The organism is Brevibacterium sp. 91QC2O2, from assembly GCF_024580695.1.
Lineage (GTDB): Bacteria > Actinomycetota > Actinomycetes > Actinomycetales > Brevibacteriaceae > Brevibacterium > Brevibacterium moorei.
On record NZ_JANIJY010000009.1, the window covers coordinates 1 to 20,565 of the forward strand.

Below are 20,565 nucleotides of genomic sequence, written 5' to 3' on the forward strand. Positions count from 1 at the left end.
GACGATCCCCCCCTCGCCGGCCCCGGCTCTCTTAGCGTTGTGAGGATCCGGCGCGAGGCGGTTCTAGAACCCGTGGGTGGCCAGCTCGCCGATGCGCTCCACTGCCAGCGCGACATCGGCAGGTGACTTGCAGTACGAATAGCGGATCGCGCTGCGGAACTCGGTTGCCGCAGGAGAATCAGCCCGGCACAGCCCTGCCACGGGGATTCCGGTAAAGCCGAACTCACGGCTGAGCCGCTCATTGATCGTAAAGGCGTCATCGTCCGTGAGCCCGGAGAAGTCGGCGATGATGAAGTACCCGCCCTGTGGTGTGCTCACCCGCAGTCCGGGCACTGCGCGCAGAGCCGCGGCGAGTCGGTGCGCGCGTTCGAGCAGCGAATCGTGGTTTTCCGCGATGAACCCGCGGTCGTCGACCAGGGCCTGGGCGACTGCCAGTTGATAGGCGGGATTCGCGGTGAAGGTCAGGAATTGCTTGACCGTCTGGATGGCCAGACGGACCGGTTCAGGGGCGACCACCCACCCGATCTTCCACCCGGTGATATTGAATGTCTTCCCGGCCGAGCTGGTGCTGATGATTCGCTGTGAGTCGGGGACCAGGGCGGCCAGCGGAACGTGCCGGTTGGGCGCGAAGGCCAGGTGTTCGTAGACCTCATCGGTGATGACCCAGAAGTCGTGGGCCTGCGCTGCCGCGTGGATGCGCAGCAGATCCTCGGGCGAGAAGACGAAGCCCGTGGGATTGTGCGGGCTGTTGACGATGACGGCATCGACCCCTGCCGCGGTCGCCTCGGCGAAGGCGTCCCAGTCCGGCGCGAATCCGGACTCTCCGGCGAAGCGGATGGGGACCGTGCGCAAAGTGGCGCCGGCCAGTTCGGTCGCCGCAGCATAGGAATCGTAGAACGGTTCGAAGGTCACCACTGTCCCACCCCGGGGCACCAGGGCCAGGACCGTCGCCGTGATCGCCTCCGTGACGCCCAGGGTGACCAGCACCTGTGCGGGGTCGACTGCGAGCCCGAAGTCGCGGGCGCGCTGGGCGGAGACCGCTTCCAGCAGGGCGGGCTGGCCCTGCCCGGGCGGATACTGATTGGCACCAGCGCGAGATGCCAGCGCAGCGGCCTCGAGGAGGAACTCCGGTGGGTTGGTACCAGGAGCCCCCTGTCCCAGATTGACCGCCGAGCTGGCCGCTGCTAGCTGGGTCATCTGCCCGAACACCGTTTCGCCCACCGTTCCGTCGGGCCCGACCAGTCCGGCCGAGCGGGCCAAGTCCATCCACAGGGGTGAGGCGTTGATATCGGGCACCTAGATCATCTCCAAAACGTCGTCGTGCAGTTTCCCATTGCTGGCCAGGGCGCCTGGGCCCACGGGGCCGGGGAAACCCTGCAGATTCGTGAAGCGGCCACCGGCCTCCAACACGATCGGGACCAGCGCGGCCATATCGTAGAGCTCCAGGTCGGGTTCGCACGCCAGGTCGACTGCCCCCTCGGCGACCAACATATACGACCAGAAGTCCCCGAAGGCCCTGGTTCGCCATATGGCGTCGCACAGGGACAAGAAGTTCTCCCTGCGGCCGAGTTCTGCCCAGCCGCCCAGCGATGAATACGACAGGGACGCATCGGCCAGGGATGCGACACCGGAGACGTGGATGGGCTGGGGGGCGCCGCCGTCAAGGCTGAGGAAGGCACCCTGGCCACGGGCAGCGAACCAGCGCCGGCCCAGTGCGGGAGCGGACACGACGCCCACCAGGGGTGTGTCGCCGTCGTAGAGCGCGATGAGGGTGGCGTAGGCCGGTACGCCACGCACGAAGTTCTTGGTCCCATCGATCGGATCGACGATCCAGCGTCGACTGGCGGTGCCCCTGGCACCGTACTCCTCTCCCAGGACGGAATCGGCCGGCCGCTCCTGTTCGAGCACCCCGCGGATCATCGCCTCGACGGCCCGGTCCACATCCGTCACCGGAGTCAGGTCGGGTTTGGTCTGGCTGTGGAAGTCATGGGCCCGGAATGCGGGCAGGGTCAGCCGGTCGGCCCGCTGTGCGAGCTCGAGGGCCAATGCGAGATCTGTCATACCCCAACTCTAGCGAGCCCGGCTGACTCAGTTGCGGGGTCGATCCCATTGGGCCGGCGCGAGGTTCGCCAGGAGACGGCGCAGCGAAGCCAACCGGGCGACGCCGGCGACGCCCGCTCTGCCCTGGGCTACCCACTCGTCAAGGGCACAGCCCGGTGCGTCTGCCAAATGCGTGCAGCCGCGGGGACAGCCGGCCGTGGCCGGGACCAGTTCGGTGAAGGCCGCCAGCACATTGTCGGGGTCGACGTGGGCGAGCCCGAAGGACCGTACACCGGGGGTGTCGATGACCCATCCGCCGCCGGGCAGGGGACTGGCCAGCGCGGACGAAGAGGTGTGTCGGCCCCTGCCCGTGACGTCGTTGACCGCGCCCGTGGCTCGATCCACATCGGGCACCAAGCGGTTCATCAGGGTGGACTTGCCGACACCGGAATGGCCCAGCAACACGCTCAGGTGGCCGGTCAGCCGCGTGCGCAGTTCGTCCACGCGCGGCAGCCCCTGTGCGTCGAGTCCGCACTCGATGATATCGGCACCGGTCTGGGAGAATCTGGCGGTGAGTTCGTCGGCGGGCTTCAGGTCGGTCTTCGTGACGGCCAGTATCGGGGTGATGCCGGCGTCGAAGGCCGCCGCCAGCGCCCGGTCGATCAGCCCGTCACTGGGCTCGGGATCGGCGGTTGCCGTGACGATGACGAGCTGATCGGCATTGGCGACGATGACACGTTCACTGTCATCGGAATCGTCCGCGCTGCGTCGTAGCACGGTCGCGCGCGGTTCGACCAGCACGATCCGCGCCAGTGTGTCCGGACGTCCCGAGGTGTCGCCGACGACCCTGACCACATCGCCGGGGACGATCGCGTTGCGCCGCAGCGCCGAGGCCCGCACACAGGTCAGCGCGGCACCGGCTCGCAGGTTTCCGGGACCGACGGGCCCGGTCCGGCTGCCGCCGTGCTCCGGCGTGAGCAGGCGTGCGCGGTACCTACCCCGATCGACCGCGACGACGACGGCGGCCAGTGCGTCGGCGAAGCGGGGCCGGTCCTTGGTCCGCGGGCGCGAGCCATGGCGGTTCGGGCGGGCCCGGTAGTCGTCCTCTGTGAAGTTCGTGTACCGACGGCTCATCTGCCCACCATGGCCGACCACAGCTCGGTGAACTCCGGCAGCGTCTTGGCGACGGTGCCAGGATCGGCGATCACCGTTTCGGGAACCAACAGGGCCAGGAGCGCCCCGGCCATCACCATGCGGTGGTCGGCGTAGGTGTCCCATCGGGTGCCGTGTGAAGGCGGTCCGGTGATCGTCAGCCCGGCGGGCTGTTCGACGACATCGACGCCCGTCTTCGTCAATTCCCGCGCCAGGGCCGCCAGCCGATCGGTCTCATGGCCACGCAGGTGCCCGATGCCGGTGAGCTGGCTTGTGCCCTCGACCTGTGCGGCGACGGCGGCGACCACAGGGGTCAGTTCACCGACCGCGGACAGGTCGAGGTCGACCGGACGCAGCCTGTCGGGTCCCATCACACTCAAACCGGCCGGGGTGAGTTCCCAGGAGCCGCCGAAGGCCTCGGCGATCGAACGAATGGCGTCCCCTGCCTGTGTGGTGTGGTCCGGCCAGGCGGGCACCGTCACCGTACCGGAGGTGATGAGCGCCGCGGCCAAGAAGGTCGCTGCATTCGACAGGTCGGGTTCGACCGTGACCTGCAGACCCCGGGGGCGGCCGGGGGCCACATGCCACGTGTGGTCCAGAGGTTCGGTCACTGCGACCCCGGCGGCACGCAGCACCTCCACCGTCATGTCGATATGGGGTCGCGATGGTACGGTCGCGCCGGTGTGCTCGATGATCAGACCGGTCGGCAGCGCGCCGCCGGCCAACAGCAGACCGGAGACGAACTGGCTGGACGCCGAAGCGTCGATGCGCACGTGCACGGGAGCAGCTGTGGATTCGGCGGTGTCCGGTGGGATCACCTCGAGGGGAAGCGCATCGCCTGTGACGGCGCAGCCCAGCTGGCGCAGGGCGTCTGCGACGGTGTCCATCGGACGCGTCCGGGCAGCGGGGTCGCCGTCGAATACCGCGGGGATGCCCAGTACTGCGGCCAGGGGCGGGACGAAGCGCATCACGGTGCCGGCCAGCCCGCACTCCACATGCACGGGTTCGCCGGCGGAGTCGAGCGGCCGGATCGGTTCGACCCGCACGCGCCCGGAATCGTCTGTCTCGATCCGTGCGCCCAGGGCTCGCAACGCACCGATCATCAGCGCCGTATCACGGCTGTGCAACAGTCCGTCGAGAACCGACGGGCCCGTGGCCAAAGCAGCCAGCACCAGGTACCGGTTGCTCAGCGACTTCGAGCCGGGAACGGCGACAGTGGCGACGACGGGAGCCGGATGCTGCGGCGCCGGCCAGGCGGCGGGGTTCAGTTCTGGACTCCCAGTTTGTCCAGGGTCTTCGCCCCGGCTGCCTCGACCTCGCGGCGCAGGTGGCCGGCAGCATTCTGCGCCCGCCAGGCGAGTCCGGGCCGTCCCGCGGTGTCGACGGAGGCCAACAGGGTGCCGCCCAGCAGCGAGGTCTTGACCACCAGACCGCCGTCGGCGCGGCGGTCCTCGGGCGCGGCGAGACGTTCGCCGATCAGGTCGAAGGCGTAGGTGCCGACCAGGATCGCCGCGGAGGTGCGCGGAGCCCGGCCGACGGCCAGGAGCGAACCTGCGAGGATCTGAGCGGCGCCGGTGCTGCGTGCGACCAGGGTGGCGTCAACCGCCTTGGGCAGGCGGTCTTCGAACAGGCGGAGGACGGGCGCGGCGGCCTGTGCGGCGTTCTGGGGCCGGCGCAGACGTGCGATGCCGTTGGCGACGAACGCGGAGGCGAGCATGGGGCGGGCGAGGAGCCGGATGAGTGACACGGTTGATCCCTTCGACGGACACGGTGGTTTAGCGCACCTGGACTCCCTCCAGCATAGTGGGCGCGCTGCGATCGCGCCGGGTCGCATATCACTGCGACGCTCGTGGTGGTCCTGGAATAAGCCGCCGCCGTACTCCGTTGCACCGGTGTGAGCCCGGGGCCGCAGACGCCAGGGCACGGAATCGGCAGGCCAGTGAGGGGAAGTGGTCGAATATATGGTGAAGAGCCCGACCCGGTCGCGTGGGGGCGCGGCGACACCGGAAGTACCATTGACGGTAATGACTAAAGTGACGCAGACAGACGAGACCGATGAGGAACGCTCGGCCAGGTTCGAACGCGATGCGCTCGAATACGTCAACCAGCTCTACGCCGCCGCCCTGCGCATGACGCGCAACCCGGCGGATGCCGAGGACCTGGTGCAGGAGGCCTACGCCAAGGCATACGCCGCCTTCCACCAGTACACGCCGGGGACGAACCTCAAGGCATGGCTGTACCGGATCCTGACGAATACGTTCATCAACACCTACCGCAAGAAGCAGCGACAGCCGCAGGAGTCCTCGGGCGAGAACATCGAGGACTGGCAGATCGCGCGCGCCCAGGGGCATTCCTCCTCCGACGGCCGCTCGGCCGAGCTGGAGGCCCTGGACCATCTCCCGGATTCCGATGTGAAGCGGGCGCTGTCCCAGCTGCCGGAGGACTTCCGGATGGTGGTCTACTACGCAGATGTCGAGGGCATGCCGTATAAGGAGATCGCACAGGTGATGGACACCCCGATCGGTACGGTCATGTCCCGGCTGCATCGGGGCCGTAGGCAATTGCGGGACATGCTGGCCGACTACGCCGCCCAGCGGGGATTCGTGAAGAAGGATACGGAGGTGAAGAAGAAGTGAAGAGGGAAGAGGTCGCACCCGCCGCGAGTGGGTGCTGCGAAGCGCAGCGCGCTGTGTCCTTGGAACGCATCTACCATTACCTCGACGGCGAGCTGGACCAGGAGGCCCTGAGTGCCATCGGCAAACACCTGGCGGAATGCCCGGGCTGTATGCGCGAATACTCGATCGAGGCGGCACTGAAGGAACTCGTGCGCCGCTCGTGTCGCGACGAACAGGCCCCGGCGGGTCTGCGCGAACGCATACAACGGCAGATCCTGGTGGAACGCACTGCCGGCCACACGCGGACGACCGTGGTCACACGGGTCGGCCACGAGTCGTACTGAGGGACTCGGACAGACCTGGAGCGCAACACAAGAGCCCGGTTCGAAGGGAAATCCTTCGAACCGGGCTCTTCGTCTATCGTCCTGGGACGATCATGCGTTGGGACGCTTGCCGTGGTTCGCACCACCGCGCTTGCGGTCACGACGCTTACGTGCGCGCTTGCTCATTGTGTTCTCCTCCTTGCTCTGCTTGACAATGTTCGCATACGGACCCGCCGTTTAGCCACTCGGAAGTGGTCAATGAGGCGTTCGTCACCTGGGGATGGTCAGTTATCGCCCAGTACATCGGTGACGCCCAGCCAGTCGTACCAGCCGCGGTGCAGGACCAGCCAGGCGATCAGACCATAACCCTCCTGGGAGGGCAGACCGTCCCGCGAGGCGGCCAGCTCGCGTTGCCACACCGGATGCGTCTGCAAAGGTGTGAAGGCGTCGACATAGGGCACACCACGTCGCAGGGCGACATCGGAGAAGCTGGCGCTCAACTCCCCGATCCGCCGGTTGAGATCCTGATCGATCGTCGGGGTGGGGCCCACCACGAAGGTCGAGACCTCAAGCGACAGCGCCGCGTCGAGGACGTTGGCCAGATTCAGCCGCGAGCGGGCCGCGGACATGCCGGCCACCGCATCGAACCAACCGGGGGCCAGCACCAGGCGATTCTCAGTCTCCTCGGAGAAGCGCAGCTTGGCCTCGGGCAGCACCCGGGCTGCGAAGGTCTGCGTGTCCTCGCCGTGGATGCCGAGCGAGTAGAACTGGGCACCCGGTAGCGAGGGCAGGGTACGGGCGGCGATGCGGCCGGTCCATCCCAGGCCGCGACCGTCCCCGTGGCCGGCGACGAGCGCGTCCCCGGCCACGACGATCGCGGTGTGCGTACGGCTGGTCACCGTGCGAAGGCCCGCTCGATGACATCGGCCTGTTCGGCCTCGTGGACCTTCTTCAGGCCGGTGGCCGGAGCAGCCGAGGCGGCGCGCGAGACCACGCGGATCGCACGGCCGTTCAGCAGCTGCGGGAGGTGGGCCTGCATGAACGGCCAAGCCCCCTGGTTCTCCGGCTCCTCCTGCGTCCAGACCAGCTCTGCGGACGCCGGGTAGCGGCTCAGGGTCGCGGCGATCGCGTCCTCGTCGAGTGGATAGAGCTGCTCGACGCGCACGATCGCGGTGGTCTGGTCCCCGGACTTCTGCCGCTTGGCGACCAGGTCCCAGTACAGCTTGCCGGAGACGAACAGCACCCGGTCGACCTTGGCGGCGTCCACAGTGGTGTCCGCGATGACGGGCTCGAACCGGCCGGTGGTGAAGTCCTCGACCTGGGTGGCCGCGGCCTTCAGACGCAACATCGACTTCGGCGTGAAGACGATGAGCGGGCGCTTGACCTTGGAGTGCGCGTGGCGGCGCAGCAGGTGGAAGTGGCTGGCGCCGGAGGACGGCAGGGCGACGGTCATATTCGACTCGGCGCACAGCTGCAGGTAGCGCTCGATGCGAGCCGAGGAGTGGTCGGCGCCCTGGCCCTCGAAACCGTGGGGCAGCAACAGCACCAGGCCGGAGCGCTGGTCCCACTTCTGCTCGGAGGAGGAGATGAACTCGTCGATGACGGACTGGGCACCCTGGCTGAAGTCGCCGAACTGGGCCTCCCAGGCCACCAGCGCCTCGGTGTTCTCCACCGCGTAGCCGTATTCGAAGCCCATGGCCGCGTATTCGCTCAGCAGCGAATCGTAGACCCAGAACTTCGCCTGGTCGTCACTGAGGTTGGACAGCGGGGTCCACTCATTGCCGTTGACGTGATCGATCAGGACCGAGTGGCGCTGGGTGAAGGTGCCACGGCGCGAATCCTGTCCGGCCAGGCGGACGGGCACGCCCTCCATCAGCAGTGAGCCGAAGGCCAGCAGTTCCGCGAAGCCCCAGTCGATGCCGCCGGAGCGGGTCATCTCGTGACGCTTCTCCAGGAGGCTGCGCAGCTTCTTGTGGACGGTGAAGCCGGTCGGGACGTTCATGAAGGCGTCGCCGATGTGTTCGATGACCTCCTTGGACACTGCGGTCGGGAAGTCGTTGTCCGCCTCCAGATCCGTGACCTCGGGCGAGGGCAGTGCGAAGTCGGGGTCGCCGGCGGCCTTCTCGGCCTCCTTGGTCTCCGTGAAGGCTGCTTCGAGTTTGGACTGGTAGTCCTTAACCGTTTCCTGTGCCTCTTCCGGGGTGATGCACTTGCGGCCCACCAGGGATTCCGTGTACAGCTTGCGGACCGACTGCTTGGCCTCGATGAGGGAGTACATGACCGGCTGGGTCATCGATGGATCGTCGCCCTCATTGTGGCCGCGGCGGCGGTAGCAGACCATGTCGATGACGACGTCGCGGTTGAATTCCTGACGGTACGCGAAGGCCAGCTGCGCTGCGCGGAACACGGCTTCGGGATCGTCTCCGTTGACGTGGATGATCGGCGCGCCGATCGACTTGGCCACGTCGGTGGAGTAGAAGGAGGACCGGGCCGACGCCGGGGGAGTGGTGAAGCCCACCTGGTTGTTGATGATCAGGTGGATCGTGCCGCCGGTGCGGTATCCGCGCAGCTCGGAGAGGTTCAGAGTCTCGTAGACGACGCCCTGCCCCGCGAATGCCGCATCGCCGTGGACCAGCACGGGCAGGACGGTGAAGCCCTCCTCGCCCAGGTCGTGACGGTCCTGCTTGGCCCGTGCGATGCCCTCGAGTACCGGGTCGACGGTCTCCAGGTGGCTGGGGTTGGCTGCGACGTAGACCTCGGTCGTGTTGCCCTCGGGCGAGGTGAAGGAACCGTGGGTGCCCAGGTGGTACTTCACGTCGCCGGAGCCCTGGAAGCTGTCGGGGTCGAGCATGCCGTCGAACTCGCGGAAGATCTGTCCGTAGCTCTTCCCGGCGATATTGGTCAGCACATTGAGGCGGCCACGGTGGGCCATCCCGATAGTGACCTCGACCATTCCGGAGTCGGCTGCCAGGTTCAGCACCTCGTCGAGCAGTACGATGGCGGACTCGCCGCCCTCCAGGGAGAAGCGCTTCTGCCCAATGTACTTCGTCTGCAGGAAGGTCTCGAAGGCCTCCGCCGCGTTCAGCCGGCCCAGGATGTGGCCCTGCTCGACGCGGGTGAGCTCGGCGTGGGGGACCTCCAGCTTGGCCTGGAACCAGGCCCGCTGTTCCGGATCGGCGATGTGCATGTACTCGATGCCGGTGTTGCGGCAGTAGGAGTCGCGTAGCAGACCCAGGATGTCGCGCAGCGGCATCGTGGACTTCCCGCCCAGACCGCCGGTGGGGAAGGTGCGCTCCAGGTCCCATAGGGTCAGCCCGTGCGTGGTGATGTCCAGGTCCGGGTGCGTGCGCTGCTTGTACACCAGCGGATCGACATTGGCCATCAGATGGCCGCGGTTGCGGTAGGCGTCGATCAGTTCGATCACGCGTGCGACCTTGGACACATCGTCCTGGTCGTCAGCATCGACGTCGGGCACCCAACGAACCGGTTCGTAGGGCAGGCGCAGGGAGGCGAAGATGTCGTCATAGAAGCCGCCCTTGCCCAGCAGGAATTCGTGGACCAGCTTGAGGAATTCGCCGGAGCCGGCACCCTGGATGACCCGGTGGTCGTACGTCGAGGTCAGTGTCAGGACCTTCGAGACGCCCAGCCGGTTGATGGTTTCCTGGCTGGAGCCCTGGAATTCCGCAGGGTAGTTCAGCGCGCCCACACCGATGATGCAGCCCTGGCCCTTGGTCAGTCGTGGCATCGAGTGGACGGTGCCGATCCCGCCGGGATTGGTCAGGGACACGGTGGTCCCGGCGAAGTCGGCTGCGCCCAGCTTTCCGTCGCGGCCGCGGGCCACCAGGTCGTCGTAGGCGTCGACGAAGCCCTTGAAGCTCAGGGTCTCGGCCTTCTTGACGTTCGGCACCAACAGGGCGCGGCTGCCGTCCTTCTTCGGCACGTCGATTGCGATGCCCAAGTTGACGTGGCCCGGGGCCACCACCACGGGCTTGCCGTCGCGCACGTCGTAGTAGACGTTCTGGCTGGGGAACTCCTTGAGCGCACGGATCACCGCGAAGGCGATGATGTGCGTGAAGGACACCTTGCCGCCGCGCGTGCGCTTGAGGTGCGAATTGATGACGATGCGGTTGTCGATGAGCGCCTTGGCAGGGAGGGCGCGGACGCTGGTGGCCGTCGGCAGAGTCAGCGACTCGTCCATGTTCGTGGCCAGCGCCTTGGCCGGACCGCGCAGCTTGGTGACGACATCGGCGACGTCCTCGGTGCTGGGGGCCGGCTCGGGAGCGGTGGAGCGCTTCTTCGCCGAGGCCGCCGACTTGGACTCGGCCTTGCGGGTCTCGCTGACCTGGACCGAGGGATCGACGCCGCGGGCCGGTGCCGGCTGGACAGCGGCCGGGGCCGCCGGCTGTGCGGCGGGCCCGGAGGCGGCGGGAGCCGCTGCCCGGTCTTCTGCGGCGAACTTCTCGAAGTACGGCCACCACTTGGGGTCGACTGAATTCTTGTCCTGCTGGTACTTGTCGAAGAGCTCTTCGACCAGCCATTCGTTCGAGCCAAAATCCTCGACCGATTCGGCGATGTGCGTTTCGGACACGGCGGTATTCGCCCTCTTCCTAGTGTCTGATGGGTTTCGTCTACTACTAGCCTAGCCAATAGCCTAACCCGGATGGCGGATGCACACACCACGGGGACGATAATGGGGGCATGCGATTCTCGACCGAACGGCCGGACCATGATCTGACCTACAACGATGTGTTCCTGATTCCCTGCCGCTCTGCCGTGTCCTCTCGGTTCGAAGTGGATCTGAGCCCGGCCGATCCGACGGGCGGGTCGACCCCGGTGGTCGCGGCGAATATGACCTCGGTGACCGGGCGCCGGATGGCGGAGACCCTGGCGCGCAGGGGAGCCCTGGCCGTGCTGCCACAGGATCTGCCGCGCTCGGTGGCCGCAGCGACCATCGAGCGCGTCCGCAGCGCCCACCCACTGTTCGAAACCCCCGTGGTGGTGGGCCCTGATGACACGGTGCTCTCCGCACTGCACCTGATGTCCAAGCGTGCGCATGGGCATGTGGTCGTCGTCGACGATGCGCACAGGGTGCTGGGCGTGTTGGCCGAAGCCGAGCTGAATGGGGTCGAACGCTTCCGCTCTGTCTCCGCGGTGATGAGCGAGCCCGCCCACCTGATATCCGCCGCCGATCTGCACGTGGGCGACAGGGACTCCTGCCGGCGTGGTTTCGATGCGCTGACCGAGGCCCGGGTCGACTTCGCTCCGGTGGTCGACGAAGCGGGACGGCTGCAGGGCGCGCTGACCCCGACCTCACTGCTGCGCGCCGCGGTGTACCGGCCCAATGTCGACGCCTCGGGCAGATTGCGGGTGGCCGCGGCGGTGGGGGTCAACGGGGACGTGGCCGCCCACGCGGCTGCCCTGGTCGCCGATGGTGCCTCGACCCTGGTCGTCGACACCGCGCACGGTCATCAGGAGAAGATGCTCGATGCGCTGCGCCGGGTATCCGGCGCAGACCTGGGCGTGCCGATCGTGGCGGGCAACGTCGTCACCGCGGACGGGGTGCGCGATCTGCTCGGCGCCGGTGCCGACATCGTCAAGGTCGGGGTGGGTCCCGGTGCCATGTGCACGACCCGGATGATGACGGCGGTGGGTCGCCCGCAGTTCTCCGCAGTCGCCGAATGCGCGGCGGCAGCCGCCGAATGCGGTGGGCACGTCTGGGCCGACGGTGGCGTGCGGTTCCCCCGCGATATCGCCCTGGCCCTGGCGGCAGGTGCCTCCCAGGTGATGGTCGGATCCTGGTTCGCCGGCACCCTGGAGAGCCCCGGCGATCTGTTCGTCGATGCGCAGGGACACCGCTACAAGGAGAGCTACGGCATGGCCTCGGCTAGGGCGGTGGCCAACCGGACCAGGGACGAATCCCCGTTCGATCGGGCCCGCAAGGGACTGTTCGAGGAGGGCATCTCGACCGGGCGCATGCCCATTGATCCGGCCAGGGCCGGTGTCGAGGACCTGCTCGACGAGATCACCGCGGGAGTCCGCTCATCGTGCACCTATGCGGGTGCGGCGGACCTCGTGCAGTTCGCCCAGCGCGCAGTGGTGGGTGTGCAGACGGCCGCCGGCTATGAAGAGGGTCGGCCGGTGTCCCAGGGCTGGTAGCTGTGCAGCCGTCTGGAAGCGGGCCGCGGCGTCGGTTACACTAACGCTATGTCGAGTGACAGTCGCGGCCGGCTTGCGGCCGGCCCAACACACAACCCACATAATTCCGGGGTCCTCACCCCAGTCCTTCGCGAACGTCGATTGAGAGCCGCCTGATGGAATGGCTCTATCTCGGACTCGCCCTCATCCTGATTCTGGGCACCGGCGTGTTCGTCGCCGGGGAATTCGCCCTTTTAACACTGGACAAGCACACCGTCGACGACGCGGTGGCCCGCGGTCTCAAGGGCTCGAAATACCTTGAGCTGGGCATGCACCACCTGTCGACCCAGCTGTCCGCGGCCCAGGTCGGCATCACCATCACAACCCTGCTGACCGGCTATCTGATGGAGCCGTCGCTGGGCAAGATCCTGGCGCCGCTGCTGGAACTGCTGCCGGTCCCCGACGCACTGGCCGACGGTGTGGCACTGTTCATCGCGCTGGCGGTCTCCACGGTCCTCTCGATGGTCATCGGCGAGCTGGTGCCGAAGAACATGGCCATCTCCGCGCCGCTGCGCGCCGGGCAGTTGGCCGTGCCATTGCAGTACTGGTTCGCCGTCGTCTTCAAGCCGGTCATCGCTACCCTCAACGGCACGGCCAACAAGATCCTGGCCGCGATGGGGATCGAGCCGCAGGAGGAGTCCTCGGCGGGCAGGTCGGCCGATGAGCTCACCGCACTCGTGCGCCATTCGGCCCAGGAGGGCACGCTCGACGAACAGACGGCGGACCTGGTCACCCGCACGCTGAGCTTTTCCGAGCGCACCGCGGAGGACGTGATGACCCCGCGCACCCGGATGGTGACGGTGGAGAAGGGCGCCACGGCAGCCGAGGTGATCGAAGTGGCGCGGCAGACCGGTTTCTCCCGTTTCCCCGTCATCGTCGACAGCCGCGACGATATCGTGGGCGTGGTCCACGTCAAACAGGCTCTGGCGGTGCCGCTGGAACACAGGGCCGAGGCCTTCGCCGGTGGTCTGCTGACCGCGGTGGCCGAGGTCCCGGAGACCATGGCGCTGGACCCGCTGTTGCGCCGTCTGCGCGCCCGGGGCAATCAGATGGCCGTGGTGATCGACGAGTACGGGGGCACGGCGGGAGTCGTCACCCTGGAGGACGTGGTCGAGGAACTCGTGGGCGAGGTCGCCGATGAGCACGATCGTCTGCGGGTCCGCCCGCGCCCTGCCAGAGACGGCTCCTGGCTGGTGCCCGGCGGGCTGCGTCCCGACGAGGTCGGCCCGCTGGTCGGCATGGACATCCCCGAGGATCCGGACTACGAGACCGTCGCGGGATACGTGCTGCTGCTGTGCGGGCGCATTCCCGAAGTGGGCGACGTCGTGCCGATTCCCGATGGACGGTTCGTCGTCGAGCGGATGCACGGCCATCGGATCGAGCGGCTGCGGCTGATCCCTGACTACTCACAGCGGGCACGCGAATTCGATTCCGCCGCCCGCGCCACGACGACGGGGGAGCCGGCATGAACGACTGGTGGGGTCTGATCTGGCTGGTTGTTCTGCTGCTGGGCAACGCGTTCTTCGTCGCGGCGGAATTCGGCATCGTATCCGCCAAGCGCTCACAGATCGAACCGGCTGCCGAGGACGGCAAGAAGTCCGCGCGCATCGCCCTGCACGCGATGGAGCACGTCTCGGCGATGCTGGCGATCTGCCAGCTGGGCGTGACGGTGTGTTCGCTGCTCCTGGGCAATGTCGCCGAACCCGCGATCCATCATCTCCTGGAAGGGCCGCTGCACATGCTGGGCCTGCCGGAGGCCGCCTCGGGGGTCATCGCCTTCGTGCTGGCGCTGGCGGTTGTGACGTATCTGCACGTGGTGGTCGGAGAGATGGTCCCGAAGAACATCTCCCTGGCCATGGCCGGGCGGGCCGCGATGGTCTTGGCACCGCCGCTGGTGTTCCTGTCACGTGTGTTCAGCTTCGTGATCACACCGTTGAACGGTTTCGCGAACCTGGTTCTGCACCTGATGCGCATCGAGCCCAAGGATGAGGTCAACGCCGCCTATACCGTCGAGGAGGTGCAGGCCATCGTCGCCGAATCGCAGGCAGAGGGGCTGTTGCGCGACGATATGGGACTGTTGCAGGGCGCCCTGGAGTTCTCGGATAAAACCGTCGCCGAGGTCATGGTTCCGATGGATCAGGTGGTGGCGATCAACGTCGGAGTGACCCCGGCGGACATCGAACGGTTGGTCGCCCAAACGGGCTTCTCACGTTATATCGAGGTCGATGAGACCGGTGACCCCGTGTCATATCTGCATATCAAGGACGTGCTCTACGCCGATACCGCGGAGCTCTACCGGGCTCCGGTGCAGAACAAGCGCTTCCGTTCACTGGTGACGCTGCGGGCCGCGGACGAGATCGAGGACGGCCTCGATCAGATGCGGGCCGAGGGCAATCACGTGGGCCGGGTGCTCGACGCCGATCACCGCGCCGTGGGCGTGCTGTTCCTCGAGGACGTGCTGGAGGAACTGGTGGGCGAAGTCCACGATGTGATGCAGCGGCCGAGGGTGAATTGATGGTGTCGATAACAATCCGGTGACAATGACGGGAAGAACCGTTATGCTACCGTTATAAAGTTGTGTGGCGCCGCTGGTTCGGGTGCCGTGTCGAGGTTTGGAGTAACTGAGGTGGACGATTCGCCGATCGTGCGCAGGCGTGACCTTCGTAAGCAGCGCCAGGCGCAGGATGCCGGGGTGCCAGCATCGTTTTCAACGGAGGCGTCCCCTGCGGCGGAGGATGTGCAGATCGTCCGTGCCACCGTGGCCGATCGGCCGGGTTTCCGGGGTTCCGATGGGTCACTGGTGCGCCGCCTCAAGCGGCGCAAGCGGATCGGCGTCGCCTCAGCCGGCACCGTCGTGGTGGCCGGCGCGGCCCTTGCCGCGGTGGTGCTCACCGGCGGCGGCCTGAAGGAACCGGAGACGGTCACGACCGTCGACCGGGTGGCGGAGGCCGCCAAGGGTGCCGACACGATCACGCTCAAGGCCGAGGCGGTGGATGCCGGTTCGAATGAGGGCAGCACGGCGGGCGGCGCAGTGGATCGCAGTGGTTCGATCGTCGGCAAGAGCGGTTCGAAGGCGGAGGCCGCATCCCGGCTGGTCGTCAAGAAGACACTGCCCGGATGCTCAGGGAAGGTGCCGGCCGGCCAGCAGGTCACCAATGGGCAGCTGCCCGCCGACTGGCTGTGCAAGATCGGCGTGGGCGGGCACAAGCTGCGCGCCGACGCGGCGGTGTCCTTCGCCCGGATGAACGCGGCGTACAAGAAGGACACGGGTAAGTCGATGAAGATCACCGACTCCTACCGGTCCCTGGAATCGCAGATCTCAGTGGCCCAGCGCAAGCCCGGATTCGCGGCCAAGGCCGGCACCTCCCTGCACGGTTGGGGGATCGCCCTCGACATGGCGGGGGGAGTGCCAGACAAATCGGGCGCACAGTGGGACTGGCTGCAGAAGCACGCCGCGGAATACGGCTGGGAGAATCCGGATTGGGCGCAGCGCAACAGCCATGAGCCCTGGCACTGGGAGTACGTCCCCGCACGTAAGGACATCAAGGGTCACTGACCCGATTTGCCATCGGCCGGACCTTATGGATACACTGGTCTGGTTGTTGCCCGCGTAGCTCAGTGGATAGAGCGTCTGCCTCCGGAGCAGAAAGTCGAAGGTTCGAATCCTTTCGCGGGCACAGTGATAGAAGTCCCCCGGAACACAGTTCCGGGGGACTTCTGCATCTCCGGATACGGACACTTCCCCGGGTGGGAATAGACCTGCGCGCACTCCAGGTAATACCCTAGGGTGTTGTGACTCCGGAAGAACTCAAAACCGCCATCGTCGCGGCCATCTCTGACCTCAATCCCACGCTGGAAACCCCGATCGAGGTCCCGGCCAAACTGGTCGTCGAACGACCGAAGAACCGCGAACACGGCGATTGGGCGACGAACGTCGCACTGCAGACGGCGAAGAAGGCAGGGCTGAACCCGCGCGAACTCGCCCAGCGGCTGGCCGACATCCTCGGTGGCGTCCCCGGCGTCGAGCGGGTGGACGTCGCCGGTCCCGGATTCCTCAACATCACCGTCTCCGCGGGTGCTGCCGGAAAGCTCGCCGCCGACATCGTCGCAGCCGGCGACGGCTACGGACATGGCGAGAGCCTGGCCGGACAGAAGATCAACATGGAATTCGTCTCGGCCAACCCCACCGGGCCCCTGCACATCGGGCATACCCGCTGGGCCGCGCTGGGCGATGCGATCGCCAGGACTCTGCGCGCGGCAGGGGCCCAGACCACCAGCGAGTACTACATCAACGACGCCGGTTCCCAGATGGACACCTTCACGAATTCGGTCCTGGCGCGCATGCACGGCCGCGAGGTTCCCGAGGGCGGCTATCCGGGCGCCTATATCCAGGACATCGCCGATGAACTGCTGCGCGCCCATCCGGAATACGCCACAGCGGACGAGGACGCGATTCACGCCGAGGTCCGTGCCGAGGCCTACCGGGTGCAGCTGGCCGACATCCAGGCCACTCTGCGGGACTTCGATGTGGCCTTCGACGTGTGGTTCTCCGAGACCACCCTGCACGAATCAGGCGCTCTGCAGGACGCCGTGGCCCGGCTCCGGGCGCAGGGGCACGTCTACGACAAGGACGGCGCCGTGTGGTTGCGCACGACCACTTTCGGCGATGACAAGGACCGCGTGCTGATCCGCGGCGACGGCGCTCCCACCTACTTCGCAGCGGACGCGGCCTACTACCTCAACAAGCGCGATCGCGGTTTCGACCGGGCCGTCTACCTGCTCGGGGCCGATCACCACGGCTACGTGGGACGCCTCAAGGCGATTGTGGAGGCCGCCGGAGACGATCCGGAGAAGAACATCGAGATCCTGATCGGCCAGCTGATCAGCGTCAACGGGGCCAAGCTGTCCAAGCGCGCGGGCAATATCATCGAGTTGCGGGATATGGTCCAGTGGCTGGGCAAGGACGCGCTGCGGTATTCGCTGGCGCGCATTCCGGCGGATTCCCCGCTGACATTGGATCCCGAGGTCCTGCGCTCTGCCAGCAACGACAATCCCGTGTACTACGTGCAGTACGCCCACGCCCGTGCCAAGAGTGTCGAGCGCAAGGCAGTGGCCGCGGGTATCGACGCCGCCGATTTCGCAGCGGAAACACTGAACGATCCGAGCGAAGCGGTGCTGCTGGCCGCTCTGGCCGATTTCCCGCGAGTCGTGGCCCAGGCCGCGGAACTGCGCGAACCCCACCGCATCGCCCGCTACCTCGAGGCCCTGGCCGGGAACTTCCACAAATGGTACGACGCCTGCCGTGTCACCCCCCGCGAGGATGAGCAGATCACTGCGACCCACGCCTCGCGCCTGGTACTCGACCGGGCGACGGCACAGGTGCTGGCCAATGGCCTGGACCTGTTGGGCGTCAGCGCCCCCGACCACATGTAATCCGGTTCCCCGGCCCCGGCGGCCGGGGTCCGGGCCCCGTGCAGAAGGAACCCCCATGCCCGCTCATATCTCCGGTGTTATGCACGCCGGGCCCTCGCCCGTGTGGCTGCCCTATCCCGATGACGTCAACGCCCTGATGCCCTCACTGTGGTCCCGGCACGCGGTGAAGGGAGCCGATGGAGTCCTGCGGATCGCAGGGCACCGGGTCGACGAACTGGCCGCACAGTACGGCTCCCCGCTGTACCTGCTCGACATCGAGGACCTGCAGGAGCGTGCGCGGGGTTTCGTTGCGGACTTCGCCGCCGCGTTCGCCGCGATCGGCACCTCGGCTCGTTCGTATTACGCGGGCAAGGCCCTGTTGACGACCAAGATCGCCGGTTGGGTAGCGGAATCGGGCATGGGCATCGACTGCTGTTCCTACGGTGAACTGCTGACGGCCAGAGCTGCAGGGGTCGATCCGGCGGGCGTGGGACTGCACGGGAACAACAAATCCGACGCCGAGATCGCCCTGGCCCTGGACTGGGGGATCGGGCGCATCGTAGTCGACAGCTTGGCCGAGATCGACCGGGTCGACCGACTGGCGGCGGCCAGGGGTGTGCGCGCCAGGGTGATGGTGCGGGTCACCGTGGGCGTCGAGGCGCATACGCACGACTTCATCGCCACAGCTCACGAGGACCAGAAGTTCGGGCTGTCATTGACCACCGGGGCCGCGCACGAGGCCGCGGCCCGGATCGTTGCGGCCGCCAACCTCGAGCTGTTGGGCTTCCACAGCCACATCGGCTCACAGATCTTCGACAAGGCCGGTTTCGAAATCGCCGCAGCCCGGATCGCGCAGCTGCGCGCCGAGGTGCAGAGCACTCACGGGGTCGGTGTGCCGGAGATCGATCTGGGCGGTGGCTTCGGGATGCGCTACACCTCTCAGGACACCCCGATCCCCACCGCGCAGATGGCCGAGCAGTTGGCTGCGGTGATCTCCCGGGTGTGCGCGGAGGCGCAGACGGATCTGCCCGTGGTGTCCTTCGAACCCGGCCGGTCCATCATCGGCCCGGCCGTGTGCACGCTCTACACAGTCGGCACGGTCAAACCGGTGACCACGGATACCGGCATCCGGACGTATGTGTCGGTCGACGGGGGAATGAGCGACAATGTCCGCACAGCGCTCTACGACGCGGACTATTCGTGCACTCTCGCATCGCGTGCCTCTGCGGCACAGCCGGTCGTAGTGCGCGTCGTCGGCAAGCACTGCGAATCCGGGGACATCGTCGTACGCGATGAATACCTTCCGGCCGATGTGCGTGCCGGCGATCTGGTGGCGGTCCCCGGCACCGGAGCGTACTGCCGACCACTGGCCTCGAACTACAATATGGCGCTGCGTCCGGGAATCCTCGGAGTGGCCCCCGACGGCGTCCAGTGGGTGCTGGAACCGGAAACCTATGTGCAGCTGTTCGCAGCCGATCCCGGAATGAGGAATGCAATCCATGACAACTGATCCGCTCAAGGTCACCCTGCTCGGCTGTGGTGTCGTCGGCACCGAGGTCGCGACCCGGCTGCTCAACCGCCGCACGGCCATCGGTTCGCGGATCGGAGCCCAGCTGGAACTGAGCGCCGTGGTCGTGCGCGATCTCGCTGCCGAGCGCCCCGGACTGCCCCGGGAGCTGCTGACCACCGATGCGGAATCCGCGATCGCCGGTGCCGACATCGTGGTGGAACTGATGGGCGGGATGGAACCGGCCAAGACGCTGATCCTCAAGGCCCTGTCCGCCGGCGCCTCGGTAGTCACGGCGAACAAGGCCCTGCTGGCCGCACACTACGCGGAGCTCATGGCAGCAGCGGATGATGCCGGGGTGCGTCTGGAACACGAGGCCGCGGTCGCCGGTGCCATTCCGATCATCCGCCCGGTCGGCGATTCGCTGGCCGGCGATGAGATCACGAAGGTCATGGGGATCGTCAACGGCACGACGAATTACATTCTCGACCAGATGGAGAAGGAGGGGTGGGACTTCTCCCACGCCCTGTCCACCGCCCAGGAGCTGGGTTTCGCCGAGGCCGACCCGACCGCCGACATCGAAGGACACGATGCAGCCGCCAAGGCAGCCGTCCTGGCCTCACTGGCCTTCGACACCCCGGTGTCGATCGATCAGGTGCCCGTCGAGGGCATCAGCTCGATCACCCCGGATATGATCGCTACCGCAGCGGCCCAGGGCTTCACCATCAAATTGCTGGCTATCTGCGAGCGCATCGTGGCGGCCGATGGCACACAGGGCGTATCGGCCCGCGTCTACCCGGCGGTGATCCCGGCCGATCACGCCCTGGCCCAGGTGGGCGGGGCCTTCAACGCGGTCTTCGTCGAGGCCGAGGCGGCCGGGCAGCTGATGTTCTACGGCCAGGGTGCCGGCGGTGCCCCGACCGCCTCGGCGGTGCTCGGCGACATCGTGTCCGTGGCCCGCCGCAAGGTGTTGGGCGGTCGCGGAATGTACGAGCACGGTGAGGGCAGGATCCTGCCGGTGCTGGACATCGGCGAGATCACCACCCACTATCAGATCACGCTCGACGTGGCGGACCGGCCCGGTGTGCTCTCGCGGATCACCGAGGTGTTCGCGGCCCACGACGTGTCGATCGAACTGGTCCAGCAGACCCGCCTGACCGAGCCGGGGACCCCGGAGGACCTGCACGCGGCGAAGCTGGTCATCGCCACGCACTCGGCGCGGGAGTCCGCCCTGGCCGCGACGGTGGACGCCCTGCGGGGACTCGACGCCGTCAACGGAGTGCTCTCGGTGCTTCGTATCGAGGGTCTGTAGGACGGCACG

Annotated in this window: 17 protein-coding genes and 1 tRNA gene; 10 read left to right on the forward strand and 8 right to left on the reverse strand. The window is 67.2% G+C overall.

The window, feature by feature from the left end; translation table 11 throughout:
- Window positions 1-63: 63 nt before the first annotated feature.
- From NQ036_RS08470 to NQ036_RS08490, 5 genes are read right to left on the reverse strand one after another with little or no spacing between them, the layout of a single operon-like run.
- Window positions 64-1,296 (reverse strand): aminotransferase class I/II-fold pyridoxal phosphate-dependent enzyme, encoded by a 1,233-nt coding sequence (locus tag NQ036_RS08470; protein WP_257058328.1) that lies wholly within the window; start codon window positions 1,294-1,296, stop codon window positions 64-66.
- The gene (gene hisN, locus NQ036_RS08475) at window positions 1,297-2,061 is read right to left on the reverse strand and encodes a histidinol-phosphatase (RefSeq protein ID WP_257058331.1); all 765 of its coding nucleotides are present in this window, start codon (window positions 2,059-2,061) and stop codon (window positions 1,297-1,299) included. It lies immediately after the preceding gene.
- Between the two features lie 27 nt (window positions 2,062-2,088).
- Complete coding sequence (gene rsgA / locus NQ036_RS08480; protein WP_257047218.1) at window positions 2,089-3,174, reverse strand: ribosome small subunit-dependent GTPase A; 1,086 nt, start codon at window positions 3,172-3,174, stop codon at window positions 2,089-2,091.
- A complete protein-coding gene (gene aroA / locus NQ036_RS08485; RefSeq protein WP_257058415.1) occupies window positions 3,171-4,460 on the reverse strand; it encodes a 3-phosphoshikimate 1-carboxyvinyltransferase in 1,290 nt (429 codons plus the stop codon). Before aroA ends, rsgA begins: the two co-directional genes overlap by 4 nt.
- Window positions 4,457-4,939 (reverse strand): DoxX family membrane protein, encoded by a 483-nt coding sequence (locus NQ036_RS08490; RefSeq protein ID WP_257047219.1) that lies wholly within the window; start codon window positions 4,937-4,939, stop codon window positions 4,457-4,459. The genes aroA and NQ036_RS08490 overlap by 4 nt, the downstream gene beginning before the upstream one ends.
- Window positions 4,940-5,153: 214 nt before the next feature.
- Between NQ036_RS08490 and NQ036_RS08495 the strand changes: the two genes are divergently transcribed.
- Together NQ036_RS08495 and rsrA are read left to right on the forward strand one after the other, a co-directional pair.
- Entirely contained in the window at window positions 5,154-5,828 is a 675-nt protein-coding gene (locus tag NQ036_RS08495) for a sigma-70 family RNA polymerase sigma factor (protein WP_373456768.1), read from the forward strand.
- The gene (gene rsrA / locus NQ036_RS08500) at window positions 5,825-6,151 is read left to right on the forward strand and encodes a mycothiol system anti-sigma-R factor (RefSeq protein ID WP_373456769.1); all 327 of its coding nucleotides are present in this window, start codon (window positions 5,825-5,827) and stop codon (window positions 6,149-6,151) included. Before NQ036_RS08495 ends, rsrA begins: the two co-directional genes overlap by 4 nt.
- A 90-nt stretch (window positions 6,152-6,241) precedes the next feature.
- Here the strand turns inward: rsrA and NQ036_RS15810 are convergent, their stop codons facing one another.
- The 3 genes from NQ036_RS15810 to NQ036_RS08510 all read right to left on the reverse strand — a co-directional run bounded on the left by NQ036_RS15810 (window position 6,242) and on the right by NQ036_RS08510 (window position 10,718).
- The gene (locus NQ036_RS15810; protein ID WP_104061284.1) at window positions 6,242-6,316 is read right to left on the reverse strand and encodes a 50S ribosomal protein bL37; all 75 of its coding nucleotides are present in this window, start codon (window positions 6,314-6,316) and stop codon (window positions 6,242-6,244) included.
- 98 nt (window positions 6,317-6,414) lie between these two features.
- A complete protein-coding gene (locus NQ036_RS08505; protein ID WP_257058333.1) occupies window positions 6,415-7,029 on the reverse strand; it encodes a GDSL-type esterase/lipase family protein in 615 nt (204 codons plus the stop codon).
- Window positions 7,026-10,718 (reverse strand): multifunctional oxoglutarate decarboxylase/oxoglutarate dehydrogenase thiamine pyrophosphate-binding subunit/dihydrolipoyllysine-residue succinyltransferase subunit, encoded by a 3,693-nt coding sequence (locus tag NQ036_RS08510; RefSeq protein WP_257058335.1) that lies wholly within the window; start codon window positions 10,716-10,718, stop codon window positions 7,026-7,028. Before NQ036_RS08510 ends, NQ036_RS08505 begins: the two co-directional genes overlap by 4 nt.
- Before the next feature lie 110 nt (window positions 10,719-10,828).
- Between NQ036_RS08510 and NQ036_RS08515 the strand changes: the two genes are divergently transcribed.
- From NQ036_RS08515 to NQ036_RS08550, 8 genes are all read left to right on the forward strand, one after another.
- Complete coding sequence (locus NQ036_RS08515; RefSeq protein ID WP_257047223.1) at window positions 10,829-12,286, forward strand: GuaB1 family IMP dehydrogenase-related protein; 1,458 nt, start codon at window positions 10,829-10,831, stop codon at window positions 12,284-12,286.
- Between the two features lie 155 nt (window positions 12,287-12,441).
- The gene (locus tag NQ036_RS08520; RefSeq protein WP_257047224.1) at window positions 12,442-13,794 is read left to right on the forward strand and encodes a hemolysin family protein; all 1,353 of its coding nucleotides are present in this window, start codon (window positions 12,442-12,444) and stop codon (window positions 13,792-13,794) included.
- Window positions 13,791-14,840: a hemolysin family protein gene (locus NQ036_RS08525; protein WP_257058338.1), complete on the forward strand. Its 1,050-nt coding sequence runs from the start codon at window positions 13,791-13,793 to the stop codon at window positions 14,838-14,840. The genes NQ036_RS08520 and NQ036_RS08525 overlap by 4 nt, the downstream gene beginning before the upstream one ends.
- Window positions 14,841-14,951: 111 nt before the next feature.
- Window positions 14,952-15,881 (forward strand): M15 family metallopeptidase, encoded by a 930-nt coding sequence (locus NQ036_RS08530; protein ID WP_257047226.1) that lies wholly within the window; start codon window positions 14,952-14,954, stop codon window positions 15,879-15,881.
- Window positions 15,882-15,929: 48 nt separating this feature from the next.
- Window positions 15,930-16,002, forward strand: a tRNA-Arg gene (locus NQ036_RS08535).
- A gap of 115 nt (window positions 16,003-16,117) precedes the next feature.
- Entirely contained in the window at window positions 16,118-17,758 is a 1,641-nt protein-coding gene (gene argS, locus NQ036_RS08540; RefSeq protein ID WP_257047228.1) for an arginine--tRNA ligase, read from the forward strand.
- 55 nt (window positions 17,759-17,813) lie between these two features.
- Window positions 17,814-19,247: a diaminopimelate decarboxylase gene (gene lysA, locus NQ036_RS08545; RefSeq protein WP_257047229.1), complete on the forward strand. Its 1,434-nt coding sequence runs from the start codon at window positions 17,814-17,816 to the stop codon at window positions 19,245-19,247.
- Window positions 19,237-20,556 carry a homoserine dehydrogenase gene (locus NQ036_RS08550; RefSeq protein WP_257058339.1) on the forward strand — a complete coding sequence of 440 codons (1,320 nt, stop codon included), beginning with the start codon at window positions 19,237-19,239 and terminating at the stop codon, window positions 20,554-20,556. The genes lysA and NQ036_RS08550 overlap by 11 nt, the downstream gene beginning before the upstream one ends.
- Window positions 20,557-20,565: the final 9 nt, after the last annotated feature.